Source organism: Streptomyces roseirectus (assembly GCF_014489635.1).
Classification (GTDB): Bacteria; Actinomycetota; Actinomycetes; order Streptomycetales; family Streptomycetaceae; genus Streptomyces; species Streptomyces roseirectus.
In genome coordinates this window covers 4,768,271-4,793,091 of the sequence record NZ_CP060828.1, presented here as the reverse complement: position 1 = coordinate 4,793,091, position 24,821 = coordinate 4,768,271, and the positions used below count along the sequence as shown (strand labels likewise).

General features: G+C 70.9%; 22 protein-coding genes, 1 tRNA gene and 1 pseudogene. 10 read left to right on the top strand and 14 right to left on the bottom strand.

The annotated features are described in order from the left end of the window. The first annotated feature begins 9 nt into the window (after positions 1–9). Complete coding sequence (locus IAG44_RS19970; protein ID WP_187748452.1) at positions 10–744, top strand: class E sortase; 735 nt, start codon at positions 10–12, stop codon at positions 742–744. Positions 745–823: 79 nt separating this feature from the next. On the opposite strand, the gene IAG44_RS19965 is transcribed toward IAG44_RS19970, so the two are convergent. The 7 genes from IAG44_RS19965 to IAG44_RS19935 all read right to left on the bottom strand — a co-directional run bounded on the left by IAG44_RS19965 (position 824) and on the right by IAG44_RS19935 (position 9,715). After that, positions 824–1,450, bottom strand: coding sequence for a restriction endonuclease (locus IAG44_RS19965; protein ID WP_246561910.1), 627 nt, complete (start codon positions 1,448–1,450; stop codon positions 824–826). Between the two features lie 129 nt (positions 1,451–1,579). After that, complete coding sequence (pknB, locus tag IAG44_RS19960) at positions 1,580–3,571, bottom strand: Stk1 family PASTA domain-containing Ser/Thr kinase (RefSeq protein ID WP_187748450.1); 1,992 nt, start codon at positions 3,569–3,571, stop codon at positions 1,580–1,582. 159 nt (positions 3,572–3,730) lie between these two features. Further along, positions 3,731–5,194 (bottom strand): penicillin-binding transpeptidase domain-containing protein, encoded by a 1,464-nt coding sequence (locus tag IAG44_RS19955; protein WP_187748449.1) that lies wholly within the window; start codon positions 5,192–5,194, stop codon positions 3,731–3,733. Next, on the bottom strand, positions 5,191–6,630 hold the full coding sequence (locus IAG44_RS19950; protein WP_187748448.1) for an FtsW/RodA/SpoVE family cell cycle protein: 1,440 nt from the start codon (positions 6,628–6,630) through the stop codon (positions 5,191–5,193). The genes IAG44_RS19955 and IAG44_RS19950 overlap by 4 nt, the downstream gene beginning before the upstream one ends. Positions 6,631–6,679: 49 nt before the next feature. Beyond that, positions 6,680–8,239, bottom strand: a complete 1,560-nt coding sequence (locus IAG44_RS19945; RefSeq protein ID WP_187748447.1) for a Stp1/IreP family PP2C-type Ser/Thr phosphatase — start codon at positions 8,237–8,239, stop codon at positions 6,680–6,682. 92 nt (positions 8,240–8,331) lie between these two features. Then, on the bottom strand, positions 8,332–8,865 hold the full coding sequence (locus IAG44_RS19940; protein WP_187748446.1) for an FHA domain-containing protein FhaB/FipA: 534 nt from the start codon (positions 8,863–8,865) through the stop codon (positions 8,332–8,334). Positions 8,866–8,875: 10 nt separating this feature from the next. After that, positions 8,876–9,715 (bottom strand): FHA domain-containing protein, encoded by an 840-nt coding sequence (locus IAG44_RS19935; RefSeq protein ID WP_187748445.1) that lies wholly within the window; start codon positions 9,713–9,715, stop codon positions 8,876–8,878. A gap of 382 nt (positions 9,716–10,097) precedes the next feature. Here IAG44_RS19935 and IAG44_RS19930 point away from each other — a divergent pair. Continuing rightward, positions 10,098–10,181, top strand: a tRNA-Leu gene (locus IAG44_RS19930). 118 nt (positions 10,182–10,299) lie between these two features. Here the strand turns inward: IAG44_RS19930 and IAG44_RS19925 are convergent. After that, positions 10,300–11,664, bottom strand: a complete 1,365-nt coding sequence (locus tag IAG44_RS19925) for a helix-turn-helix domain-containing protein (RefSeq protein ID WP_187752781.1) — start codon at positions 11,662–11,664, stop codon at positions 10,300–10,302. Between the two features lie 214 nt (positions 11,665–11,878). On the opposite strand from IAG44_RS19925, the gene IAG44_RS19920 reads away from it, so the two are divergent. The 5 genes and pseudogenes from IAG44_RS19920 (at position 11,879) to IAG44_RS19900 (ending at position 16,296) form a co-directional block, all read left to right on the top strand. After that, the gene (locus IAG44_RS19920; protein ID WP_187748444.1) at positions 11,879–12,670 is read left to right on the top strand and encodes a DUF4232 domain-containing protein; all 792 of its coding nucleotides are present in this window, start codon (positions 11,879–11,881) and stop codon (positions 12,668–12,670) included. 31 nt (positions 12,671–12,701) lie between these two features. Next, positions 12,702–13,366, top strand: a pseudogene (locus IAG44_RS19915) (lipid II flippase MurJ); the annotation flags it as partial. A gap of 125 nt (positions 13,367–13,491) precedes the next feature. Further along, positions 13,492–14,889, top strand: a complete 1,398-nt coding sequence (locus tag IAG44_RS19910) for a DUF2252 domain-containing protein (protein WP_187748443.1) — start codon at positions 13,492–13,494, stop codon at positions 14,887–14,889. A gap of 181 nt (positions 14,890–15,070) precedes the next feature. After that, positions 15,071–15,874 carry a J domain-containing protein gene (locus IAG44_RS19905; RefSeq protein WP_187748442.1) on the top strand — a complete coding sequence of 268 codons (804 nt, stop codon included), beginning with the start codon at positions 15,071–15,073 and terminating at the stop codon, positions 15,872–15,874. A gap of 92 nt (positions 15,875–15,966) precedes the next feature. Then, on the top strand, positions 15,967–16,296 hold the full coding sequence (locus tag IAG44_RS19900) for a rhodanese-like domain-containing protein (RefSeq protein ID WP_187752780.1): 330 nt from the start codon (positions 15,967–15,969) through the stop codon (positions 16,294–16,296). A gap of 153 nt (positions 16,297–16,449) precedes the next feature. On the opposite strand, the gene IAG44_RS19895 is transcribed toward IAG44_RS19900, so the two are convergent. The 6 genes from IAG44_RS19895 to paaA all read right to left on the bottom strand — a co-directional run bounded on the left by IAG44_RS19895 (position 16,450) and on the right by paaA (position 21,300). Further along, positions 16,450–17,574, bottom strand: coding sequence for an acyl-CoA dehydrogenase family protein (locus IAG44_RS19895; protein WP_187748441.1), 1,125 nt, complete (start codon positions 17,572–17,574; stop codon positions 16,450–16,452). Between the two features lie 121 nt (positions 17,575–17,695). Next, the gene (locus IAG44_RS19890; protein WP_187748440.1) at positions 17,696–18,760 is read right to left on the bottom strand and encodes a 2Fe-2S iron-sulfur cluster-binding protein; all 1,065 of its coding nucleotides are present in this window, start codon (positions 18,758–18,760) and stop codon (positions 17,696–17,698) included. Next, the gene (gene paaD, locus IAG44_RS19885; RefSeq protein ID WP_187748439.1) at positions 18,760–19,278 is read right to left on the bottom strand and encodes a 1,2-phenylacetyl-CoA epoxidase subunit PaaD; all 519 of its coding nucleotides are present in this window, start codon (positions 19,276–19,278) and stop codon (positions 18,760–18,762) included. Before paaD ends, IAG44_RS19890 begins: the two co-directional genes overlap by 1 nt. Next, a complete protein-coding gene (paaC, locus tag IAG44_RS19880; RefSeq protein WP_187748438.1) occupies positions 19,272–19,988 on the bottom strand; it encodes a 1,2-phenylacetyl-CoA epoxidase subunit PaaC in 717 nt (238 codons plus the stop codon). Before paaC ends, paaD begins: the two co-directional genes overlap by 7 nt. Then, a complete protein-coding gene (gene paaB, locus IAG44_RS19875; protein WP_187748437.1) occupies positions 19,985–20,269 on the bottom strand; it encodes a 1,2-phenylacetyl-CoA epoxidase subunit PaaB in 285 nt (94 codons plus the stop codon). Before paaB ends, paaC begins: the two co-directional genes overlap by 4 nt. Continuing rightward, on the bottom strand, positions 20,266–21,300 hold the full coding sequence (paaA, locus tag IAG44_RS19870) for a 1,2-phenylacetyl-CoA epoxidase subunit PaaA (protein WP_246561904.1): 1,035 nt from the start codon (positions 21,298–21,300) through the stop codon (positions 20,266–20,268). Before paaA ends, paaB begins: the two co-directional genes overlap by 4 nt. A 498-nt stretch (positions 21,301–21,798) precedes the next feature. Between paaA and IAG44_RS43610 the strand changes: the two genes are divergently transcribed. From IAG44_RS43610 to IAG44_RS19855, 3 genes are read left to right on the top strand one after another with little or no spacing between them, the layout of a single operon-like run. Next, positions 21,799–22,824 (top strand): DUF5819 family protein, encoded by a 1,026-nt coding sequence (locus IAG44_RS43610; RefSeq protein WP_246561902.1) that lies wholly within the window; start codon positions 21,799–21,801, stop codon positions 22,822–22,824. After that, the gene (locus tag IAG44_RS19860) at positions 22,821–24,059 is read left to right on the top strand and encodes an HTTM domain-containing protein (protein ID WP_246561901.1); all 1,239 of its coding nucleotides are present in this window, start codon (positions 22,821–22,823) and stop codon (positions 24,057–24,059) included. Before IAG44_RS43610 ends, IAG44_RS19860 begins: the two co-directional genes overlap by 4 nt. Continuing rightward, the gene (locus tag IAG44_RS19855) at positions 24,056–24,793 is read left to right on the top strand and encodes a TrmH family RNA methyltransferase (RefSeq protein ID WP_187748436.1); all 738 of its coding nucleotides are present in this window, start codon (positions 24,056–24,058) and stop codon (positions 24,791–24,793) included. The genes IAG44_RS19860 and IAG44_RS19855 overlap by 4 nt, the downstream gene beginning before the upstream one ends. Positions 24,794–24,821 lie beyond the last annotated feature (28 nt).

Sequence of the window (24,821 nt, the reverse complement as noted above, 5' to 3'; positions counted from 1 at the left end):
CGAAGACACGTGACAGCGACGACCGACGGGACCACGAACCGGCACACCGGTGCCGCCGAGCCCCGCCGCGGGGGCGGGCGCCTCGCCACCGCCGTGAGCGTCCTCGGCGAACTCCTCATCACCGCCGGTCTGATCCTCGGGCTCTTCGTCGCCTACTCCCTCTGGTGGACCAACGTCATCGCCGACCGCGAGGCCGCGAAACAGTCCGACAAGGTCCGCGACAACTGGTCCAAGCCGGCCGGGCCCGGCGCCCTCGACACCAAGGACGGCATCGGCTTCCTCCACGTCCCCGCCATGAAGAACGGCGAGGTCCTGGTCGAGAAGGGCACCTCCTCCGACGTCCTCAACGAAGGCGTCGCCGGCTACTACACCGACCCCGTCCAGGCGACCCTCCCCACCTCCGGCAAACAGGGCAACTTCACCCTCGCCGCCCACCGCGACGGGCACGGCGCCAAGTTCCACAACATCGACAAACTCAAGGACGGCGACCCGATCGTCTTCGAGACCCGCGACACCTGGTACATCTACAAGGTCTACTCCGTCCTCCCCGAGACCTCGAAGTACAACGTCAAGGTCCTCTCCCAGATCCCCAAGGAATCCGGCACGGAGAAAGCGGGCCACTACATCACGCTGACGACGTGCACGCCGGTGTATACGAGCCGGTACCGGTACGTGGTGTGGGGGGAGTTGGTCCGCACGGAGAAGGTGGACTCGGAACGGACACCGCCGAAGGAGTTGAGCTGACTGAGCTCCTTGAAGGAGCTCAGTCCCTGCGCCCTGTGGATAACTCGGCTGACTGAGTTACTTGAAGCAACTCTGTCGCTCACACCGCGCTCAGCATCCGCCGCAGCCTCGCCCTGTGCTGCCGAAGCCTCCTCTCGACGGCCTGCACATCCGTCCGCAGCGACACCAACTCCTTGCGGTGCTCTCCTGACGTCTCGATGAGCGCGTTGAACATGGGGACGACGGTCTTGCCGAGGATGTGGACGATGCGCTCATCCACAAGCTCGTGGATGGACTCCGAGAGCCTGTGGACAGAGTTATCCACAGGCTGCGAGCGGACCATGTACTCCATGTCGAGCAGGTACACACGCACCTGACGTGCGGTTTCGCTGTCGCGGAGCAGCATGGCGACGTTGAGGACGGCTCGGCGGGGGTAGAGGGCGAGGGAACTTGTGGACGGCTGAACCCCGGTGAGGTCCTTGAAGGACCTCAGTGATGTACCTGTCAAGACGCGGTAGCCGCTGGCCTCCAACTCGGTTCGGTGGTCCTTGACGAGCGACTTGATGGCCTCTGTCCCCACCCCGAAGTACTCCGCCACCATCGCCGTCGTCACATGCACACCATCCGGCAGCATCGACAGCACCCTGACCCGGTCCAGCACCTCCGTCCGCTCGGCCACGCTCTCGCGCAGCGACCTGGATTCCAGCAGCACGGTTTCGTTGATCATGCCCTGCAAACGAGTGAGCTGATCCGAAGACACGATCGACATACGAACGTGTGAAGAGCGGCGGCGTGGCGGGAACGGAAGAGCCCCGGCCCCCTTGGAGGGGACCGGGGCTCGGGGCGTTACCGGGCGTCAGTCGTCCGTGCGGAAGCCCGCGCCGTCGAGGCCGCCGAAGAAGCCGCCGCCGCCGTTGTTGTTACCGCCGTTGTTGTTGCCGTCGATGGCGATGAGGTTGACGGTCTGGCCGGGCTGGACCGTGCTGCCGGGAGCCGGGTCGGAGTTGATGACGCGGGCGTCGTCGTTCTGGGAGCCGGCGACGTTGACCTGGAGCCCGAGGTCGGAGAGCGCCTGCTTGGCGTCCTTGAGGGAGAGGGTGGTGAGGTTGGACGGGACCTGGATCTGAGCGCGGCCGACCTGGATGTTGATGGTCGTGTCCTTGTCCACCTGCTGCCCGATGGCCGGGTTGGTGGAGACGACCTTGCCGTTCTGGTTCTGGTCCTGCACCTGGACGTCGGAGCAGTTCCCGGCCGTCAGGTTGTTCTGCTCGATCCGCCGCTTGGCGTCGTCACAGCTGAGCCCGGTGACGTCCGGAACGGTCTCCTTCTCGGCGGCCTTGGCGACCTCAAGGGTCACCGTCGAGCCCTTCTCCTGCTCGTTGCCGGGATCGGGGGTCTGGCTGAGGACCGTGCCGGGGGCCTGGGAGGACTCCGACTGGGTGGTCTTGACCTGGAAGCCCTTGTCCTCCAGGATCTTCGTCGCCTCGTCGATGTCCTTGTCGATCACGTTCGGCACCGCCACCTTCGGCGCCCCCGTCGACACGACCAGCTTGACCGTCGTGTTCTTGTCGACGCTCGTGCCCGCCACGGGATCCTGCGAACAGACCTTCCCGGTCTCGGTGTTCTCGCAGGTCTTCTTCTCGACCGCGATCTGGAGATCACCGTTGACGGCGGTCTGTTTCGCCTGCGGCTCGGTCTGGTCGACGAAGGACGGCACGGTGGTCGTGTTGTTGCCGACGCCCCCGTCCCCGTTCGTGACGTACCACCCGATCAGCACGGCCCCGATCAGCACCAGCACCGCCGCCAGCGCCAGCACGATCGTCGACGTGTTCGACTTCTTCTGCTGACGCCGCCGAGCGGGCCGGTCGTCGTAGCCGAAGCCGCCGTCGTCGGGGGACATCGGCGGAAGCATGGTGGTGGCGCCCGCGTCGGACCGCAGCGCGGTCGTCGCCTGGTCGTCGCCGTAGCCGTACCCGACGGAGCCGAACGCGGCGGTCGCCTGGACGGGCTGCCCGTCGAGGCACGCCTCGATGTCGGCGCGCATCTGATCGGCCGACTGGTAACGGTAGTTGGGGTCCTTGACGAGCGCCTTGAGGACGATCGCGTCCATCTCCGGAGTGATCTCCGGATCGAAGACGGACGGCGGCTGCGGCTCCTCGCGGACGTGCTGGTAGGCGACGGCGACGGGGGAGTCCCCGACGAACGGAGGACGGACGGTCAGCAGCTCATACAGCAGGCACCCCGTCGAGTACAGGTCGGAGCGCGCGTCGACCTGCTCCCCCTTCGCCTGCTCCGGCGAGAGGTACTGCGCGGTCCCGATCACCGCGGAGGTCTGCGTCATCGTCATCCCGGAGTCGCCCATCGCGCGGGCGATGCCGAAGTCCATGACCTTGACCTGGCCGGTACGCGTCAGCATGACGTTCGCCGGCTTGATGTCGCGGTGGACGATCCCGCTGCGGTGCGCGTACTCCAGGCCCTGGAGGATGCCGACGGTCATCTCCATGGACCGCTCGGGCAGCAGCTTGCGCCCGGAGTGCAGGAGTTCGCGGAGGGTGGAGCCGTCCACGTACTCCATGACGATGTACGGGATCGAGACCCCGTCGATGTAGTCCTCACCCGTGTCGTAGACCGCCACGATCGCGGGATGGTTGAGCGAGGCGGCCGACTGGGCCTCCCGGCGGAACCTGGCCTGGAAGGAAGGGTCGCGCGCGAGGTCCGCGCGCAGCGTCTTCACCGCCACGGTGCGTCCCAGGCGGGTGTCATGCGCGAGGTAGACCTCCGCCATGCCACCACGGCCGAGCACCTGGCCCAGCTCGTACCGGCCGCCGAGGCGACGCGGCTCTTCCATAGCTACTACCAGCCCTCTCCGTCGGTCTCGGTCCTCAGGCCCGAGGCTGCCGTCCGGGCATACGCTACCCGGATCGCTCTGTGTGACCTGGCCAAGCCTGTTACTCGATACAGGACCGGTATCGCAACGTGCACCGATACGACGGCTACGTGAGCGGGGTCACTTCTTGTTGCCGATGACTGCTTCCATGACGGCCTTGGCGACCGGCGCCGCGAGCCCGCCGCCGGAGATGTCCTCGCGGACGGCGGCACCGTCCTCGACGACCACGGCCACGGCCACCGGCGAGGAACCGTCGGCCAGCTTGGCGTAGGAGATGAACCAGGCGTACGGCTTCTCGCTGTTGTTGAGGCCGTGCTGCGCGGTACCGGTCTTGCCGCCGACCTTGATCCCGGGGATCTGGGCCCGCTTGCCCGTACCGGTCTCGACGACCGTCTCCATCATCTCCTGGAGCTTCTGCGCGGTGGCGGAGGAGACCGCCTGGGAGAGCACCTTGGGCTCGGTGGTCTCCAGGGTGTCGAGGCTGGGCGTCTTGAGGGAGTCCACCATGTACGGCTTCATCAGCTTGCCGTCGTTGGCGACGGCCGCGGCGACCATCGCCATCTGGAGCGGGGTGGCCCGGTTGGAGCCCTGCCCGATGCCGTCGAGGGCGTTCTGCGGCCGGTTGTCCTCGGGGTAGACGGACTCGGCGGCGCGCACCGGGGTGTCCAGCGCCTTCTCGTTGAAGCCGAACTTCGTCGCCTGGTCGATCATCTTCTCGTTGCCGACGTTGTCGGACATCTTCGCGAAGACGGTGTTGCAGGACACTTCGAGCGCGTACCGCAGGGTCGCGTTCTCGCAGTCGCCGTGCTCGTTGCCGAGGTCGGTCGAGGACTGCGGCAGCCGGTAGGGGTCCGGGGTGTCGGTCTTGTCGTCGATCCCGGAGACCACGTCGTTCTCCAGCGCCGCCGCGGCGGTGACGACCTTGAACGTCGACCCCGGCGGGTAGGTCTCGCGCAGCGCCCGGTTCAGCATCGGGTCGTCGGCGTCGTTCTTCTTCTGGACGGCGTTCCACGCCGCGCCGTCGGCCTTGGACTGCCCGGCGAACTTCGACGGGTCGTACGAGGGCGTCGACACCAGCGCCAGGATCTTGCCGGTGGTCGGGTCGATCGCGGCGGCGGCGCCCTTCTTGCCCTTGAGCCCGTCGTACGCGGCCTTCTGCGCGGCGGCGCTCAGCGTGGTGACGACGCTGCCGCCCTCGCGCTGCTTGCCGGTGAGCATGTCGAGGGTGTTGCGGAAGAAGAGCCGGTCGTCGGTGCCGGAGAGGATCCCGTCCTCCAGGTTCTCCAGGAAGTTGGAGCCGAACGCCTGCGACGAGAACCCGGTGACCGGCGCCCACATCGGGCCGTCCTTCCAGGTCCGCTTGTACTTGTAGTCGCCCTTGGTCTCCACGGACCCGGTGATGGCCTTGCCGTCGACGATGATGTCGCCGCGCGGGATGGAGTACCGGGTGATCGGCACTCGCCGGTTCTTGTCGTCGGTGGCCAGCTCGTTCGCCTTGACGTACTGCAGCCAGTTGCCCCGCACCAGCAGGGCCAGGATCAGCAGACCGCAGAAGATCGCGACGCGGCGCAGGGGCTTGTTCATGAGGGGCGGACCACCTGGGTCATCTCGGCGTCGGGGTTCGAGGCGGGGGCCGGGGCCGGTCGGCGGGCCGTGTCGCTGATGCGGATGAGGATGCCGATGAGCGCCCAGTTCGCGATGACGGAGGAACCGCCGAACGCCAGGAACGGCATCGTCATACCGGTCAGCGGGATCAGGCCCATGACACCGCCGGCGACGACGAACACCTGGAGGGCGAACGCGCCGGACAGGCCGATGGCGAGCAGCTTGCCGAACGGGTCACGGGCGGCGAGGGCGGTACGGATACCGCGCTCGACGATCAGCCCGTAGAGCAGCAGCAGTGCCATCAGGCCGGCCAGGCCCAGCTCCTCACCGAAGGTGGCGAGGATGAAGTCGGAGTTGGCGGCGAACTTGATCAGCTCGGAGTGGCCCTGCCCCCAGCCGGTGCCGAGGGTGCCGCCGGAGCCGAACGCCCACAGCGCCTGCATGGCCTGCTCGGAGTGGCCGATGACGCCCTGCTGGGAGAGCTTGTACTCGCCCATCGGGTTCTGCCACGCCTCGACGCGCTGCTGGACGTGCGTCTCGAAGCTCGCGACGCCGACCGCGCCGACCGCCGACATCAGCAGACCGAAGACGATCCAGCTCGTCCGCTCGGTCGCCACGTACAGCATGATCACGAACATGCCGAAGAACAGCAGCGAGGTCCCGAGGTCGGTCTCGAAGACCAGGATCAGGATCGACAGGAACCAGACGACGAGGATCGGCCCGAGGTCGCGCCCGCGCGGCAGGTAGAGACCGAGGAAGCGGCGGCTGGCGAGGGCCAGCGCGTCCCGCTTCACCATCAGGTACCCGGCGAAGAAGATCGCCAGCACGATCTTCGCGAACTCACCGGGCTGGATGGAGAACCCGGCGACCGAGATCCAGATCTTCGCGCCGTAGATGTTCCGCCCGAGTCCGGGGACCAGCGGCAGCAGCAGGAGCACGATCGCGCCGACCATGGAGATGTACGTGTAGCGCTGGAGGACCCGGTGGTCCTTGAGGAAGATCAGCACCACGATGAAGAAGGCGATGCCCAGCGCCGTGTAGAGGAGCTGCCTGGGCGAGGCGGTGCCCGCCTGCTCGGCCGCCTGGAGGTACTTCGACTGGTCCAGCCGCCAGATGGCGACCAGCCCGAGCCCGTTGAGCAGCGTCGCCAGCGGCAGCAGCAGCGGGTCCGCGTAGGGCGCGAACTTGCGGACGACGAGATGGGCGATGCCGGCCAGCAGACCGAGCCCCAGGCCGTAGGCGAGCAGCCCCGCGGGGACCTGCTCGTTGATGGCGAGGCCCACGTTGGCGTAGGCGAACACCGGGATCAGGACGGCGAACACCAGCAGTCCCAGCTCGGTGTTGCGTCTGCTCGGCGCGCCGATGGCACCGATCGTGGACGTGTGGTGCGCCGGTGTGTTGGTTGTACTGCTCATCGTGTGACGGGGCCTCTCACGGCTTGCCGGCTGCGTGCCTCACGGCTCGCTACTGCTTGCCGCACAGCGAGACGACCCGCTCCTCCTCCTGCGAGAGACTGGGCCCGGGGCTGGGGCTGGCCGCCGGAGTGGCCGACGGGGACGGGCTCTGGCTCGCCGAACCCGTACCGGTGCCCGCCGAGGCCGGGGCCGAAGCCGACGGGCTCGGCGACGGCTTGGACGCGGACGAGGACGATCCGGTTCCCGAACTCCCCTGCTGCGCCTGCTTCTTGCACGCGGACGCCTGCACGGACAGGTCGTCGAGTTTCTTCTGCGCGCTCTTCAGGCTGGACGCCGGGATGGTCTCCTCGACCTGCTTCTGCTGGTACTGCGGCAGGTACTTGAGTTCGATCTCGGGGTGGTCCTTCTCGACCTTCGAGAGCGAGACCCAGGCGAGGTCCTGGCTGATCCCCCGGTACAGCGCGAGGTGTTCGCCCTTGGCGCCGACGTAGTACTGCGTCTGCGTCCACCGCCAGCCCCCGTACAGACCGCCGCCGACGACGGCGAGGGCGAGGGCGCTGTAGAGGGTGACCTTGAGCCACTTGCGGTTCTTGCGGGGTTTGACGAAGTCGTCCTCGGAGTAGTCCCCGAAGCCGCCCGCCGGGATGAAACCGGTCACGTCCCCCGATCCGGGGGGCCCGAACTCGCCGCCGCCCGGCGCCCGGTGGCGCCCGAGGCTCGCGGCACGGCCCGCCGGGGTCTGCATGATCCCGTTGTCGTGCAGCTGGAGCTGGTTCTCGGCGACCGCGCCGACCACCACCGGGCTGTCGTACAGCTGCCCGGAGAGGGTGTCGCCGGTGTCGAGGTCGAGGACGTCCGCGACGATGACGGTGATGTTGTCGGGCCCGCCGCCGCGCAGCGCGAACTCGATGAGGTTCTGCACCGTCTCCTGCGGCCCCTGGTAGCTGGCCAGGGTCTCTTCGAGGGTCTGGTGCGAGACGACGCCGGAGAGGCCGTCGGAACAGATCAGATACCGGTCGCCCGCCCTGACCTCGCGGATCGACAGGTCGGGTTCGACGTGCTCGGCGCTGCCGAGGGCGCGCATCAGCAGCGAGCGCTGCGGGTGCGTCGTCGCCTCCTCCTCGGTGATCCGGCCCTCGTCCACCAGCCGCTGGACCCAGGTGTGGTCCTGGGTGATCTGGGTGAGGACGCCGTCGCGCAGGAGGTAGGCGCGGGAGTCGCCGACGTGGACGAGGCCGAGGCGCTGGCCGGTCCACAGCAGGGCCGTCAGCGTCGTCCCCATGCCTTCGAGCTGGGGGTCCTCCTCGACCAGCGAGCGCAGCTGGTCGTTGGCGCGCTGGACGGCGGTGCCGAGGCTGGTGAGGACGTCGGAGCCGGGGATGTCCTCGTCGAGCGCGACGATCGTGGAGATCGCCTCGGAGGAGGCGACCTCGCCGGCGGCGGCGCCGCCCATGCCGTCCGCGATGGCGAGCAGCCGGGGGCCGGCGTATCCGGAGTCCTCGTTGCCCTCGCGGATCATGCCCTTGTGCGAACCGGCGGCGAAGCGCAGCGACAGGCTCATGCCCACCTCACCCCCCGGCTCGGCACGCAGCCGGTCGTGTCGGGCCACACTGCCCACCCTCCGGTCGGGAGCGCGCCGGAGGCCGGTGTGCCGGCCCGCGCCGCGTGCTCGCTCCGCTCGCGCTCATTCATGATGCAGCACTACTTCCGCAGCTCGATGACGGTCTTGCCGATGCGGATCGGGGCGCCCAGCGGGATCGGTGTGGGGGTCGTCAGCCGCGTTCGGTCGAGGTAGGTGCCGTTGGTGGAGTTCAGGTCCTCGACGATCCAGTTGCCGTCGCGGTCCGGGTAGATCCTGGCATGGCGGCTGGAGGCGTAGTCGTCGTCCAGCACGATCGTCGAGTCGTGCGCCCGGCCCAGCGTGATGGTCTGGCCCTGGAGCGCGACGGTCGTGCCGGTGAGGGTGCCCTCGGAGACGACCAGCTTGGTCGGGGCGTTCCGGCCCCGGCGGCCTGCGGCGGCGGGCTGCTGGCGCTGCTGCGGCGGGGCGGCGGCCTGGCGCTGGCCCTGGTTCCCGCCCCGGCCCTCGCCGCGCCTCGACCCGCGCTGCGACCCGCGCTGGGTGACGCGCGTACCGAACAGGTCGCTGCGGATGACCTGCACGGCCACGATCACGAACAGCCACAGTACGGCCAGAAAACCCAGCCGCATGACCGTGAGGGTCAGCTCTGACATTGCCCCCGCTTCACCCTTCGGCTTGCCTGTAGATAACGGTGGTGCTGCCCACGACGATCCGCGAGCCGTCGCGGAGCGTAGCGCGGGTGGTGTGCTGTCCGTCCACCACGATGCCGTTCGTCGACCCGAGATCCTGGATCGTCGAGGGCGAACCGGTACGGATCTCGCAGTGGCGCCGGGAGACGCCCGGGTCGTCGATGCGGACGTCGGCCTCGGTGGACCGGCCGAGGACCAGGGTCTGGCCGGAGATCTGGTGGCGGGCGCCGTTGATCTCCACCCAGTGCCGGGACCGGGAGCCGGGCGCGGGGGCGCCGGCCAGGCCGCCGCCCTGTCCGGCCGGCGGGTAGCCGTAGCCGGGGCGGGCGCCGGGAGCGCCGGGGGGCGGGCCCGCGGGCATGGGGGGCGCGGCCGGGCTCTGGCCGGGAGCGCCGTACGCGCCGGCCGCGGGCCTGCCGCCGGGGGCCTGCTGGTCGGACGAGCCCGCGAGGGTCCGGCTGCGGACCCGGTACAGGCCCGTGTCCAGGTCGTCCGCCTTCTCCAGGTTGACCTTGATCGGGCCCATGAAGGTGTAGCGCTGCTGTTTCGCGTAGTCCCGGACCATCCCGGCCAGTTCGTCACCGAGCTGTCCGGAGTAGGGGCTGAGGCGCTCGTAGTCGGGCGTGCTCAGTTCGACGATGAAGTCGTTGGGGACGACGGTCCGGTCGCGGTTCCAGATCTGGGCGTTGTTGTCGCATTCGCGCTGGAGCGCGCCGGCGATCTCCACGGGCTGGACCTCGGACTTGAAGACCTTGGCGAAGGTGCCGTTGACCAGCCCTTCAAGGCGCTGTTCGAACTTCTTCAGGACTCCCATGGGGCACCTCCTCCGTCGTGACGGCTCGGTCGTGGTCGCGGTGGGCCGTGCTGTTCGAACGTCTCGTGCTGTTGCTCGTACTGCTTACTGATCGTATCCACGCGGCGGTGAATCGGCCGGTTCCCCTTTCGCGCCGGGCCCTCTGCCCTGGATCGTAGAGGCGCCCGAAGACCAGTGTCCCGCACCGGACCGCGCACCCGCTCCGGCTTCCTGGGAGACGGGGGAACACCGGTACGAGGTTGATACGTGTCACTCACCGGGGCGGGACGGTGGGCACCGGGCCGCGACAAGCGAGGTGAAGGGGCCGGTTTCACCGTGGTAATGTTTTCCACGTCGGAAGGGGCCAGCCCGAAAGGGCCGGATCGCGGAAGACACACCCAATGCGCGGGTGGCGGAATAGGCAGACGCGCTGGATTCAGGTTCCAGTGCCCGCAAGGGCGTGGGGGTTCAACTCCCCCCTCGCGCACAGCGGAAGCCCCCCAGGTCTCAGACCTGGGGGGCTTCTTCGTGTTGCTGTGTGCCCCCTCCGGAGAGGGGGCGGTGTGATTTTCACAGCGGTGTGAGGTGTCTCACCAGGCGCGGGGTCAGGGGGTCTGGACCGCGTTCACCTCGTCGGGTTTGAGCCACTCGTTGTCGCCCAGGGAGTACTCCCACCTGCTGCGGCCGTCGTCGGCGCTGGTGCGGAACGGGGTGCCGTCGTTGTCGAGGTGGAGGGTGCCGGTGCGGGTGCCGCTGGACCACTCCAGGCTGAGGTCCCAGCGGACGTCGTGGGCGTCGGTGTCGGCGGTGACGTAGAAGACCTCCGGGTCGGACTCGCTCACCTTGTACGGGAAGTCCCGCTGGCCGCCCACCGCCTTCACCACCGGGCTGCCCTGGTCCAGGTCCACGGTGAACGCCTTGGTGTCCACGTTGCCGCCGCAGCCCCAGCCCATGCCGTAGACGTTCCAGGTGAGGGGGGCGTTCTTGGTGAGGATCCGGACGTGCAGGGCCTCCAGGACGACGGTCTCCTCGCCCGTGCCCTGGATCGTCAGGGCGATCACCTGCCGGTTCGCCGAGACCGCGTTGTTCGCCGCCGCCCAGCGGGGGGCGTTCGGCTCCTCCGCGGGCGGGCCGACCTGGGCCGGCTCCTTGTCCACCAGGAACTCCTGGCTGCACGGGGACTCGTAGACGTAGGGGCGGACGGAGGCGGTGAGGGGGACGGTGGCGGCGGGGGCGGGGGCCTTGCCGGCGGGGGTTGCGGAGGGGGTGGCCGAGGGGGAGGCCGGGGTCGAGGGGGACGCGCTCGGGGAGGGGGATGTGCTCGGGGAGGGGGTGGGGGAGCGGGGGCCGGTGGGGGTGGAGGCCGTGGGGACCGTGACGCCGGCTGTCTTCTCGTCTCCGGCGCCGTTGTCCGGTTGGTTCGCGACGAGGGCCGCGGCGCCGAGGGTGGCGGCGGCTACGGCCGCGGCGATGGCGAGGAGGGTGGTTCGGCGGCGGGTCTTGGAGGCGGGGGCGGTGCGGGGTGCCGGAGGTACTAGGGGGGTGTCGGGAGTGGGGGCGTCCGGAGTGTCTGGCGTACCCGTAATACCCGTAGCACCCGTAGCACCCGTATTACCCGTAGTACTCGTGCCGGGTGCTTCGTCGGTGTCGTCCGTGTCGGGTGTGGGGGTCGGTGTGTCCGCAGGGGGCGTACCCGTAGTACCCGCGCGGGGCTGGTCTGACCGGCGTTTGCGGGCCGTGTCCGCGAGGATCCAGTGGCGGTGGAGGTCGACGAGTTCCTGGGGCGTGGCGCGGCAGGCTCTCGCGAGGCGTTCGACGGGGGCGTACTCGTTGGGGACGGCGGTGCCGTTGCAGTAGCGGTGCAGGGTCGACGTGCTCATGTGGAGGCGTTTGGCGAGGGCGCCGTAGCTGAGTCCTGAGCGGTCCTTGAGCGCGCGCAGCAGCGCCGCGAACTCCTCCACGTCGTCCATGCCGTCGGCCCCCACCGTCGCTGACACCCGTCTCTCCCTCTTCCGTGTCCCGTTCGCGCGTTCCAGGCGAACGGTGTCGTCGCAGGTGGGAGTGTGTTTCGCCGTTCCAGCGTTCCCAACTGGCCGCTGGGTGTGGCGGTTGGGACGGAGTACCCCACAAGCTCGAGTCATCCAAGCACCACACCGACCCGAACCACCAAGGGGAAGCTCAGCCATGTCCAGCATGCGTACCTTTCGTACCCGTCGTGTCCGTCTCGCCGGTGCCGCCGCGGGTGTCGTGATCGCGGCTCTTTCGATGACCGCCTGCAAGGACGGGACGGGGATTTCCGTCTCCGGGGCGCCTGTGCCGGCGTCGCCGTCGGCGGGGGCGGAGGCGCCGGCGCAGGGTGGGGGGACCGGTGGGGGGTCCTCCGCAGGGGTTACGGGTACTACGGGGTCCACCGGGTCTACGGGATCCACCGGGTCTACGGGGTCTACGGGGGCTTCGGCCGCGACCGGGACGTCCGGTTCCAAGGGGACGTCGGGGTCGACCGGGACGGCGACCGGGACGGCGTCCAAGGCGCGGAAGAGTGCCGCGGCCGTCACCTGTGAGGGGTCCAACACCAAGACCGTCGCCGCGCCGGTGAGCCGGCCGCTGAACCACATGCTGCTGACGGTGACCAACACCGGAAGCAAGCCGTGCCACCTGTACTACTACCCGGCGGTCGAGTTCACCGGCGCGCAGGCGGTACCGCCGGTCATCGAGGAGTCGAAGCCGCAGGCGGTCGTCACGCTGGAGCCGGGGCAGTCCGGGTACGCGGGCATCGCGCTGTCCTCGGCGGACGGCAGCGGTTCGGGCGGGCGGACGGTGAAGTCCCTGGGTGTCTCCTTCTACGGGAGCGACCTCGGCAACGGGGGCGTCGGCACGCAGGCCCGTCCGAAGCTGCCCGCCGGGGGCGTCTACATCGACGACTCCCTCAAAGTGACGTACTGGCAGCGGGAGTTGGCCGACGCCCTCAAGTGGTGACGTGATCACGCGGGCCGTTAGGTCGGCCCGCATGGTGCAGGGGGCGGACAGCGTGACGTCGAGACGGCGGCACGCTGCGCGGAAGAAGAACGCGGGGGTCGGGCGCTCGTCGGTGCTGATGGCGCTGGGGACGGTCGTGTCGCGGGCGACAGGGCTGATCCGGCAGGTGCTTCAGGCGGCGGCGCTCGGCACGGGTTTGCCGGCCAGTACGTACAACACGGCCAACACCGTGCCGACCAGCCTCTACACCCTGCTGATCGGGGGCGCGCGTACGAGCAGCGGCTGGTCACGCTGGTGGTGAGTGTCCTCGCGGTGGGGACGGGGCTCGCGGTCTGGGCTGCGCCGGAGATCGTCGGGCTCTACATGCGGGACACGGCGTCGAACCACGAGGCGTTCGAACTGACCGTCACCTTCGCCCGGTTCCTGTCGCCGCAGATCTTTTTCTACGGGGTGTTCGGGATGTACGGGCAGATCCTCAACAACGTCGTCCTGATCTCGATGTTCGGGTGCTGTCTCGGATTCATGACCGTGCCGGACCGGGTGCAGGACATCACGGACACGCAGGTGCGGCTGCTGGGAATCGGCACGATGTTCGGCATCGCCGTCCAGGCGCTCGCGCTGATCCCCTTCGCCCGCGCGGCCGGTTTCCGGCTGCGGCCCCGGTTCGACTGGAAGGGGACGGGGCTCGGGGGGAGTTGGGGAGGGTGACGGGGTTTTCCGCACGTTGAGGGTTATCCACAGGGAGTGACGGGGTTTGGGGGAGCGTTGTACGGTCGGGGCGAGTTGATGATCGTGCGGGTGCACGGGGGAGGCGGTCGGTCGTGAGTGGGGTTCGGATTCCTCGGGTGGCGGGGTTCGCGGAGTGGGGCGGGGGTGCCGGGGAGTCGCCCAAGGAGGCCGGCAAGGGGCTGCGGCGCGCGGTGCCGCGTACCGCGCACGCCGGGTTCGAGGCGGACGCCGGGCGGCCCGACGTCGTCGCGGTCGTCGAGGAGTCCAACCGCGGGCGGATCGCGGAGCTGGCGCCGATAAGGGTGGGGCGGATGGCGGCGTCGCCGTTCGCGTTCCTGCGCGGTTCCGCCGGGCTCATGGCCCACGACCTGGCGCGCACGCCGTCGACGAGGATCGCGGCCCAGATCTGCGGCGACGCGCACGCGGCGAACTTCGGCCTGTACGGGGACGCGCGCGGGCGACTGGTGATCGACCTCAACGACTTCGACGAGACGGTCGTCGGACCGTGGGAGTGGGACCTCAAGCGGCTCGCCGCGTCCCTGGTGCTCGCGGGGCGCGAGGCCGGGGCCGACGAGGACACGTGCCGCGAGGCCGCCCACGACACGGTCGGCGCCTACCGGCGCACGATGCGGCTGCTGGCCAGGCTGCCCGTCCTCGACGCGTGGAACGCCATCGCCGACGAGGAGTTGGTCTCGCACAGCGACGCCCGCGATCTGCTGGGCACCCTGGAACGCGTCTCCCAGAAGGCCCGCGCCAACACGAGCGGGCGGTTCGCGGCGAAGTCGACGGAGCCGACGGAGGACGGGGGACGCCGGTTCGTCGACGCGCCGCCCGTGCTGCGGCGGGTCGGTGACGCGGAGGCGGCGGCCGTCGTCTCCGCGCTGGAGTCCTACGTCGCGACGCTCTCCGAGGACCGCCTCCCGCTGCTGGCCCGCCACTCCGTCCACGACGTCGCCTTCCGCATCGTCGGCACGGGGAGTGTGGGAACGCGGTCGTACGTCGTCCTCCTCCTCGACCACCGGGGCGAGCCGCTGATCCTCCAGGTCAAGGAGGCCCGGCCCTCCGCGCTGGTGCCGCACCTCGTGACCGCCGGGTTCCCCGTCGACGCCGTCGAGCACGAGGGGCGGCGGGTCGTCCTCGGACAGAAGCGGATGCAGGTCGTCAGCGACGTCCTGCTCGGCTGGACCACCGTCGAAGGGCGGCCCTTCCAGGTCCGGCAGTTCCGCAACCGCAAGGGCAGCGTGGACCCGTCGGCCCTGGCGGTGGACCAGCTCGACGACTACGCACGGATGACGGGCGCCCTCCTGGCCCGCGCCCACTCCCACAGCGCCGACCCCCGCCTCATCGCCGGCTACTGCGGCAAGAGCGAGGAACTGGACGAGGCACTGGCGACCTTCGCGGTGACCTACGCGAACCAAACGGAGGCGGACCACGGAGCACTGGTGAAGGCAGTGGGGGAGGGAAAGGTGGCGGCGGAGACGGGCGTGTGACGGGTAAGGGGATGCCAGTTGCTGGGTACAGGGGTGCAGCTGTGGGGAGGCAGCGAAGCTGCCTTTAAGGGGCGCGGGGAACTGCGCGACCAACCACGACGAACCCGCACCCGGCAGACAACCTCACCGCCCCCGAACCTTCCCCGCCCGGCGCCCCAAGCGGAGCGATTACGCTGGGCGAGTGACGACCCCCGAAGCTGAGGCAGGGCAGGCGCGGCCCGAGGACCGCCTGGAGCAGGCCGTGCGCGCCGCCGAGCAGGCTCTGATCGAGTTCGAGATCGCGGTGGAGACCTTCCGCGTGGAGGTGGACAACTTCTCCCGCCTGCACCACCAGAAGCTGGGCCCGATGTACGCCCGCCTCGACGAACTGGACGCCCAGATCGCGGAGGCGAAGGCGGCCCGCACCGGCGACCCCGAGGACCTGCGCCTCGCCTCGGAGGCCCGCGCGAGGGTGATGCCGATGCCGGGCGTCGAGGAACTGTTCCACGGCTGGATGGACGGCGACGGCCTGTTCCCGGAGGCCGTCGCGATGCTCACGGAGCAGCCCGTGCGCCCCCCGGAGCGGGTCCGCCCCAGCGACGAGGCCCGCAAGCTCTACCGTGACCTCGCCCGCAAGGCCCACCCCGACCTCGCCCAGGAGGACACGGAACGCCTGCGCCGCGAGGAGTTCATCACCAGGGTCAACGCCGCGTACGCCCGGGGCGACGAGGCGCTGCTGCGGGAGCTGGCCGAGGAGTGGGCCGCGGGCCCCGTCCCCCCGGAGCGCGAACCGGCTCCCGGTGACGTTCTGTACGCCCGTCTCGAATGGCTCGCCCAGCGCAAGGAGATGCTGGCCGCGCTCGCGAAGGAGCTGGAGGAGAGCGCGATCGGCTCCATGCTGAAGCTCGCCCCCGACGACCCCGACCGGCTCCTGGAGGAGATCGCCGAGCAACTGCTGGCCGACGTCGCCGCGCGGGAACGGCGGCTCGCGGACCTGCTGGCGTGACCGTTTCCGGCCGCCGACGTGTGGGACCGGTGGTCGTCGGACGTGCCCGGCGGCGATTCGGGTAGCGTCGGGGCATGAGTTTTGGAGCTGGTGTGCCCACGGTCGAGGTCGCGGACCTCAAGGACGGCGACTTCCTGCTGGACGTCCGCGAGGACGACGAATGGCAGGCGGGCCACGCCGCCGGGGCACTGCACATCCCGATGAGCGACTTCGTGGCCCGCTACGGCGAACTGACCGAGGCGGCCCCTCAGGACGCCCGCGTCAACGTCATCTGCCGCTCCGGCGGCCGCTCCGCCCAGGTCACCGCCTACCTCGTCCAGCAGGGCATCGACGCGGTGAACGTCATCGGCGGCATGCAACTCTGGGAAGCCTCGGGCAAGCCGGTAATCAGGCCGTCAGGAGACCCCGGCACGGTGGTGTAGCGGACGCGTTTTTCCCCACGCCCTGAGGGCAACGTGCCTTTAAGGGGCGCGGGGCTGTGTCTGATGTGCGGCTACCGCCGCGTGGGCGCGACAAGCCACGACGGCGCCGCACCCGCCAGATCACAGAACCCGGCACCCCCTTAGGCGCCCGGCCTACCCCACGGAGTGCGCCGCCAGCATCTCCCCCAACGCCTCCTCGGATCCCCCCGCCGGGCCGAGCGCCAGCTCGACCTGCTTGGCCCAGGCGTGGTACCGGTGCAAGGAGTAGTCCGCGTCGGCCCCGAACCCCCCGTGCAGATGCTGAGCCGTCTGCACGACCCGGCGTACCCCCTCCGCGGCCCACACCTTCGCGACGGCGACGTCCCCGGCGACCGGCAGCACCCCCCGCGTCCCGGACGAGATCCGCCACGCGGCCTGCCAGAGCGTCACCTCCATGGCCCGAAGATCGATGTACCGGTCGGCGGCCTGCACGGCGACCGCCTGGAACGTGGCCAGTGGATGCCCGAACTGCTCCCGCCCGGACGTGTACTCGGCGGTCATCCGCAACACCCGCTCCCCCAGTCCCAGCGCCACCGCGCAGTTCCCCACGGCGAGCACGTCCCGCAACCACTCCCAGCCCTCTTCGAGTACGTACGCCCCCGGCACCCGCACGGACTCCAGCCGCACCTCCCCCCACCGCTCCCCGGCGGTCGACACCTGCTCCCCGATCAGCAACTCCGCGCGCGGCACGACCGCCAGCACCGGCCGCCCGCCCCCGGTGTGCGCGGGGACGACGACGAGGTCCGCGTCGAACGCCCACGGCACCGCCGTCTGCACCCCGTCGAGCACCCACGCGTCCCCCTCGGCCCGCGCGCTCACGGCGAGTTCGGCCCCGTCGTGTCCGGTGCGCCCGTGCGAGGCGACCGTCAGCACCGTCTCCCCCCGCCCGGCGGCGGCGAGCACCGTCTCCTTCAGCTCGGCGGACCCGTACGCCTGGACGGCGGCGGACGCCGCGGCGCTCTCCAGCAGCGGCACCCGCGCGAGCACCCGCGCCGACTCCCGCAGCACCAGGCACAGCGCGACGACGTCGAGGCCGCCCCCGCCGTACTGCTCGTCGAGCATCAGGCTCAGCAGGTCCGCGCCGGCGAGCTTGGTCCACAGGTCGCGGTCGAACCCCTCGGCGACCGGCCGGCCCTGGGTCTTCGCCGGGGACGGCACCCCGTCGGGCGCCACCCCCGTGAAGACTCCGCGCGCCGCCTCGGCCGCCGCCTGCTGCTCCTCGCTGAAGGTGAAGTCCACGGTGTCCTCCCGACGGCGACCAGATCTGACGGTCCGTCAAGATAGAACAGGTTCTAGAAGAAGGGAACGCCCTCTCCCCGGGCCTATCGCTCTCTCCCCGGGCCCCTCGCTCTCCCCGGGCCTATCGGTCGAAGTCCACCTCCACTCCCTCCGTCACCGGATGCGACTGGCACGCCAGCACGTACCCCGCGTCCGTCTCCTCCGGCTCCAGCGCGAAGTTGCGGTCCATCCGCACCTCCCCGGAGACGAGGAACGCCCGGCAGGTCCCGCAGACCCCGCCCTTGCAGGCGTAGGGGGCGTCGGGGCGGCCCCGCAGGACCGTGTCGAGGAGGGATTCGCCGTCCTGGACGGGCCAGGTGCCCGAGCGGCCGTCGAGCCGGGCCGTGAGCGTGCTGTGCGCGGGGGCGGCGGGGCGGGCCGGGGCGGGGGCGTCGGCGACGTGGAAGATCTCCTGGTGGACCTGCGCGCGGGGCACCCCCAGCTCGCGCAGCGCCCGCTCCGCCGCCGTGACCAGCCCGAACGGTCCGCACAGGTACCAGCCGGCCACCGACTCCACCGGCAGCAACGCCGGGAGCAGCGCGGTCAGCCGCTCCCGGTCCAGGCGTCCGGACGGCAGGCCCGCCTGCTGCTCCTCCCGGGACAGCGCCGTGACCAGCTGGAACCGGTCCGGGTAGCGGTCCTTGAGGTCGGCCACCTCGTCGAGGAACATCGTCGACGCCGCCGTGCGGTCGCTGCGGACCAGGCAGAACCGGGCGGACGGCTCCCGCGCGAGCAGCGTCGCGGCGATCGACAGCACCGGGGTGATGCCGCTGCCCCCGACGACCGCCGCGTACAGTCCCGGCGCCGGGTCCAGCGTGAACCGGCCGGCCGGGGTCATCACCTCGACCTCGTCGCCCTCGGCCAGCTCCTTCCACGCGTACGTGGAGAACGCCCCGCCCTCCACCAGGCGCACCCCCACCCGTAGCGTGCGCGGTCCCTCGCCGTCCGGCTCCGGCGCCGGGGAGCAGATCGAGTACGTCCGCCGGACCTCCTCCTCCCCGGCCGGCATCCGGCGCAGCGCCAGATGCTGGCCCGCCGTGTACCGGTACGCCTCCCTCAGCTCGGCGGGCACCGCGAACGTCAGCGCCACCGCGTCGTCCGTCAGCCGCTCCACCTCGGTCACCCGGAGCGCGTGGAAACGGGCCATCACAACTCCTTGAAGTGATCGAACGGTTCACGGCACTCCCGGCACCGCCGCAACGCCTTGCACGCGGTCGACGAGAACCGGCTCAGCAACTCGGTGTCGGGGGAGCCGCAGAGGGGGCAGGGGACGGGGGTGTCAGCTCCCAGCCCTCGGGTCGGGCCCAGCGTCACCGTCACCGGTCCCGACGCCGCCCCCGCGCGGGGCGGGGCGATGCCGAACTCCCGTAGTTTTCGGCGGCCTTCCTCCGTGATGTCGTCCGTGGACCAGGCGGGGGTGAGGACGCGGCGGACGGTCACCTCGTGGACGCCCTCGGCGTGCAGGGCGTGTTCGATGTCGGTGGTCATCGCCTCGATGGCCGGGCAGCCGGTGTAGGTGGGGGTGAGGTCGACCTCGACCGTGCCGGTGTCCTGGACGTGGACCGCGCGGACCACGCCGAGTTCGCTGAGGGTCAGGACGGGCAGCTCGGGGTCGGGGACCGCGCCGGCGATCGCGAGGAGGCGTTCCTCCAGGGCCGTCACCACGTCGCCCCCGGGTGGCTGCGGTGGAGGTGCTGCATCTCGGCGAGCATGCGGCCGAACGACTCGGTGTGCACGCCCTGACGGCCGGCGCCCGCGCTCCAGGCGCCGGTGCGGGGGCCCTCCGGGACGGGCAGACCGGCGCGCGTGAGGACCGCCTCGACCGACGCCCGCCAGGCCGCCTCCAGGGGCTCCGGGTCGACGTCCAGGCCCTCCACCGGCTGGAACAGCTCGCCGGTGAACCGCCACAGCGCCTCGCACGCCGTGCGCATGCGCGCGTGGCTGACGTCCGTGCCGTCGCCCAGGCGCAGGGTCCACTGCTCGGCGTGGTCGCGGTGGTACGCCGTCTCCTTGACGGCCTTCGCGGCGAGGCCGGTGAACTCACTGTCACCGCGCGCCAGTTCGCCGTACAGGAGGTGCTGGTAGGTGGAGAAGTAGAGCTGGCGGGCGATGGTGTGGGCGAAGTCGCCATTGGGCTGTTCGACGAGCTGGACGTTGCGGAAGGCGCGCTCCTCGCGGAGGTACGCCAGGTCGTCCTCGTCGCCGGCCGTCGACAGGAGCACGCGGGCCTGGCCGAGGAGGTCCAGGGCGATGTTGGCGAGGGCGACCTCCTCCTCCAGGGCCGGGGCGTGGCCCATCCACTCGCCGAGGCGGTGGGAGAGGATCAGCGCGTCGTCGCCGAGGGCGAGCGCCGCCGCCGTGCGCAGGGGCGTCACAGGTGCTTCACCCCCTCCGGGATGTCGTAGAACGTCGGGTGGCGGTAGGGCTTGTCGGCGGACGGGTCGAAGAAGGGGTCCTTCTCGTCCGGCGAGGACGCGGTGATCTCGACGGACGGGACGACCCAGATGGAGACGCCCTCGCCCCGGCGGGTGTAGAGGTCGCGGGCGTTGCGCAGGGCCAGTTCCGCGTCCGGGGCGTGGAGGCTGCCCGCGTGCGTGTGGGCGAGGCCGCGGCGGGAGCGGACGAAGACCTCCCAGAGAGGCCAGTCGGTGGTCATGCCCGCGCTCCTGTCTCGCCGGTGTGCTTCTTCGCGTAGGCCGCCGCGGCCTCCCGTACCCAGGCGCCCTCGTCGTGGGCCCGCCTGCGCTGGGTGATGCGCTGCTCGTTGCACGGGCCGTTGCCCTTCAGGACCTCCTTGAACTCCGTCCAGTCGATCGGGCCGAAGTCGTGGTGGCCGCGTTCCTCGTTCCACCTCAGGTCCGGGTCGGGGAGGGTCAGGCCGAGGGACTTCGCCTGGGGGACGCAGATGTCCACGAAGCGCTGGCGCAGTTCGTCGTTGGAGTGGCGCTTGATCTTCCACGCCATCGACTGGGCGGAGTGCGCCGACTCGTCGTCCGGCGGGCCGAACATCATCAGGGACGGCCACCACCAGCGGTCCACGGCGTCCTGGGCCATCGCGTGCTGGGCGCTCGTGCCGTTGCTCAGGGCCAGCAGGAGTTCGTAGCCCTGGCGCTGGTGGAACGACTCCTCCTTGCAGATCCGGACCATCGCCCGCGCGTACGGGCCGTAGGAGCAGCGGCACAGGGGGACCTGGTTGGTGATCGCCGCGCCGTCCACCAGCCAGCCGATCGCGCCGACGTCCGCCCACGTCAGGGTGGGGTAGTTGAAGATCGACGAGTACTTCTGGCGGCCGGTGTGGAGCTTGTCGAGCAGTTCCTCGCGGCCCGTGCCCAGGGTTTCGGCGGCGCTGTAGAGGTACAGGCCGTGGCCCGCCTCGTCCTGCACCTTCGCCATCAGGATCGCCTTGCGGCGCAGGGACGGCGCTCTCGTGATCCAGTTCGCCTCCGGCTGCATGCCGATGATCTCCGAGTGCGCGTGCTGGGCGATCTGGCGCACCAGCGTCGCCCGGTAGGCGTCCGGCATCCAGTCCCTCGGCTCGATGCGGTCGTCCGCCGCGACGGCCGCGTCGAAGAGGTGCTGGTGCCGCTGGTGCTCGGCGGCGCTCTCCTCGGCCGTACCGGCCGACCCGGCCGGTACGCCGGGCCTGTCCGGCGTTCGCCGCGCTGCTGCTGCCGCTGCTGTCGTCATGCGATCCCCCTAGCCCTTCCGCTTCCCTCTCCCGACCGATCGTTCGGTCCGTGCGATTCCATGGTGAGACGCCCGATCTGCGGTGTCAACCGCTGTGGAAATCCCCTGTGGATAACTCCCGGAACGGGCCCGAAGGCTGCACTCCCCCCACCGCCTGAGTACCGTGCCGTGGAGCCGTCCCCCTGACGGCCCCCGCCCTCCCCTCCGAAACGGACCCACATGAACACGCACGACAACGCTCCACCGGGCGAGCCGGGCCGGGACCGGGACGAGCCGCTCACGCCGACGAGCCCGGCCGAGGAGGCCACCCCGCCGGGTGCGGGCCCGGCGGGGCAGAGGCAGACGGATAGCGGAGCGCCGGAGCAGGGGAAGTCGGCCGGGGATGTTCCGGGGGCCGGTGCGACGGACGGGGCTGCCCCGGCGGCTGCGGGCCGGAAGGAGCCGGGCCGTGAGGCCGGCCGGCCGGAGGACGGCGCCCCGGCCTCGGAGGAGCGGCCCGTGCGTGCGGTGGGTGACGGGGGCGGAGCCGCGCAGGGGGCTGTGCCCCGCCCGGACGGTGTGCCGTCCGCCGACGAGGCGGGGGCGACCGGGGGCGAGCCGGCGGGGGCCGCGGGCCCGGCCGGCTCCGTGAGCCCGGTGGGTCAGCTCCCTGCGGAACCCGGGCGACTCGGCGCACCCGTTGCCGATGGAGCCTCGCGGCCCACGGGCGCCGCCCCTGCCACGCGGCACGCCGCCCCGCCCTCCGGTGACGCCCCCCAGGACACGACCCGGCACTCCATAGGGACCCCGCTCTTCGCCGACGCCCCGGAGTCGGCGTCCGACAGGGCGGCGGCCCCCGCCGGAGCCGCGCACGCGTCCCTCTCCGACAGCGCGCCCGTCGCCCGGCTGGCCGCGCTCTCCCTGCGTGCGCAGATAGCCGCGGCGGCTGTTGTCGCCGTCGTCGCCGCGGTCGTCGTCGTGCATGTGGGGATGGTTTTTCTGCATGTGGCGCCGTCGAACACGGTGAGCAAGGAGCATGCGGAGGCGATCGACGACTGGGTGTATCCGGAGTTCGAGCAGAACTGGAAGTTGTTCGCGCCGAATCCGTTGCAGCAGGACATCGCGGTGCAGGTGAGGGCGGAGGTGCGGTCGGGAGACGGGGGGTATCGGACGACCGGGTGGTTGGATCTGTCGGCGGCGGACGGGAGGGCGATCGACGGGAACCTGTTGCCGAGCCACACGCAGCAGAACGAGTTGCGCAGGGCGTGGGACTTTTTCACGGGGACGCACGACAACGACAACCGGGCGGTGGGGATGCGGGGGGCGCTGTCGGAGGAGTACCTGCGGCGGATCGTCGTGATGAGGCTGGAGCGGGGCGGCGTGGTGAGGGAGGGCGGCACGCTCGCGCGCGTGCAGGTGCGGTCGCGGACGACGAACGTGCGGCCCCCGGAGTGGAGTGACGAGAAGGTGTCGACGCAGCCGACGTTCCGGGTCCTGCCGTGGTGGCGCGTGTCCGCCGCCGAGGTGAACGGAGGCGTGAAGTGACCATCGTCCAGAGTGCTGCGGTGCCTCCGCAGAGCCTCCTTTCCAAGGCCCTCGCGCGCGTCACCGAATCCGCCCTGGGGCCCTACCAGAGCGCGGTCATAAGGATCGGCTTCAGCGCGACCTGGCTCCTCTTCCTGCTGCGTGAACTTCCGCACCGCACGGAGCTGTACGGCCCCGACGGCCCGTGGAGCTGGCAGTTGGGCCACCGGCTGATCGACGTCAACGGCGCGTTCACGGTGCTGATGTGGTCGGACTCGCGCGTGTGGTTCGAGGTCGTGTACCTGCTGGCCGTCGCCTCCAGTGCGCTGCTGCTGATCGGCTGGCGTACGCGCGCGATGACGGTCCTCTTCATGGTCGGCGTCCTGTCGTTGCAGAACCGCAGCGTCTTCATGGGCGACGGCGGCGACAACGTGCTGCACCTGATGTCGATCTACCTGGTGTTCACGCGGTGCGCGCGCGTGTGGTCGCTGGACGCGCGCAGGGAGCGGCGGAACGCTGCCGCACGCGCGCGTGGAGAGCGCGTCACCGACTGGGCGGGCCCGGCGCTGTGGGCGGTGCTGGGCGGCGTCCTGGCGGTCGCGACGGTCGCGGGGTGGCTGACGGAGGGCGAGTGGTTCGTCCCGGCGCTCCTGTGGGCCGCGTGGACCGCGCAGGGCGTGTGGTGGTTCGCGGCGCGGCGCGGGGGCGAGGCGCGGGCGCTGTGCGAGATCGCCGGGAACGTGATGCACAACGGCGCGCTGCTGGTCGTCATGGCGGAGGCGTGCCTGATCTACGCGACGGCGGGCTGGTACAAGATCCAGGGCTCGCGCTGGCAGGACGGCACGGCGGTGTACTACCCGCTCCAGCTGGACTCGTTCTCCCCGTGGCCGGCGCTCGCGGACGTCCTCGCGGCGAGCGGCACGATGGTGATGATCGCGACCTACGGGACGGTCATCGCGCAGGTCGCCTTCCCGTTCACCCTGTTCAACCGGAAGGTCAAGAACGTCCTGCTGGCGGTGATGATGATGGAGCACGCGGCGATCGCGGTCGTCCTGGGGCTGCCGTTCTTCTCGCTGGCGATGATCGCGACGGACGCGGTCTTCCTGCCGACGGCGTTCCTGCTGTGGCTGGGCGCGCGCGCCGCACGCGTGCGTGGACGCGGGTCCGTGACGGCGGACGCCGAAGCCGCACCCCCCGGCGCCAACACCCCTGCCGCCGAGGGCCCCGGGAAAGTCCACGTAGGCTCGACGACATGACCGCCCTGGCCGACTGGCACCGCCTCGCCGGTACCGCCGTCCTCCTGGACGGCTTCCACGCCCTCAAGCACGCCCTGCGCTTCACCGCCGAGGTGCCCCTCGCGGTGGCCGTCGACCGCGCCGCCGCACTGGCCCTCGCGGACGACCTCGCGCCGGACGTCCGCGAGCCGCTGGAGGCGCTGCTGACGGAGGTGGACGAGGCGACGTACCGGACGCTCGTCCCGCGCCCCCACCCGACGGGCGTCGCCGCCCTGGCCGTACGCCCCTCCAGGGCGGCCAACCTGGCGGCGCTGGCGGCGCTCCCGCGCACGGCGCCCGTCGTCGCCCTGGACAACCCGCGCAACCTCGGGAACGCGGGCGCGGTGATCCGGCTGGCCGCCGGTTTCGGCGCGACCGGCGTGGTCACCACCGGCACGCTCGACCCCTGGCACCCCACGGTCGTCCGCGGCGGCGCGGGCCTGCACTTCGCGACGGCCGTCGAGCGCCTGGACGTCACCGAGCTGCCCCCGGGCCCGGTGTTCGCGTTCGACGCGGAGGGCGACGACATCCGGGACGTGAAGCTCCCGGACGACGCCGTCCTCGCGTTCGGCTCCGAGCGCACCGGCCTCTCGGCCGAACTGCGCGCGCGTACGGACCACTTGCTGGCGCTGCCGATGCGCCCGCAGGTCTCCAGCTACAACCTCGCCACCAGCGTGGCGATGACGCTGTACCACTGGAGCGCGGGCGGGCGCTGAGCCCGCGAGGGGCCCGGCGCGCCCCCAG

Excerpts from the sequence above, each read along its gene's own strand:
- IAG44_RS19965 (WP_246561910.1), bottom strand. The coding sequence starts at position 1,450 with ATGATCAACGAAACCGTGCTGCTGGAATCCAGGTCGCTGCGCGAGAGC.
- pknB (WP_187748450.1), bottom strand. The coding sequence starts at position 3,571 with ATGGAAGAGCCGCGTCGCCTCGGCGGCCGGTACGAGCTGGGCCAGGTG.
- IAG44_RS19955 (WP_187748449.1), bottom strand. The coding sequence starts at position 5,194 with ATGAACAAGCCCCTGCGCCGCGTCGCGATCTTCTGCGGTCTGCTGATC.
- IAG44_RS19950 (WP_187748448.1), bottom strand. The coding sequence starts at position 6,630 with ATGAGCAGTACAACCAACACACCGGCGCACCACACGTCCACGATCGGT.
- IAG44_RS19940 (WP_187748446.1), bottom strand. The coding sequence starts at position 8,865 with ATGTCAGAGCTGACCCTCACGGTCATGCGGCTGGGTTTTCTGGCCGTA.
- IAG44_RS19935 (WP_187748445.1), bottom strand. The coding sequence starts at position 9,715 with ATGGGAGTCCTGAAGAAGTTCGAACAGCGCCTTGAAGGGCTGGTCAAC.
- IAG44_RS19925 (WP_187752781.1), bottom strand. The coding sequence starts at position 11,664 with ATGGACGACGTGGAGGAGTTCGCGGCGCTGCTGCGCGCGCTCAAGGAC.
- IAG44_RS19920 (WP_187748444.1), top strand. The coding sequence starts at position 11,879 with ATGTCCAGCATGCGTACCTTTCGTACCCGTCGTGTCCGTCTCGCCGGT.
- IAG44_RS19890 (WP_187748440.1), bottom strand. The coding sequence starts at position 18,760 with ATGGCCCGTTTCCACGCGCTCCGGGTGACCGAGGTGGAGCGGCTGACG.
- paaB (WP_187748437.1), bottom strand. The coding sequence starts at position 20,269 with ATGACCACCGACTGGCCTCTCTGGGAGGTCTTCGTCCGCTCCCGCCGC.
- paaA (WP_246561904.1), bottom strand. The coding sequence starts at position 21,300 with ATGACGACAGCAGCGGCAGCAGCAGCGCGGCGAACGCCGGACAGGCCC.
- IAG44_RS19855 (WP_187748436.1), top strand. The coding sequence starts at position 24,056 with ATGACCGCCCTGGCCGACTGGCACCGCCTCGCCGGTACCGCCGTCCTC.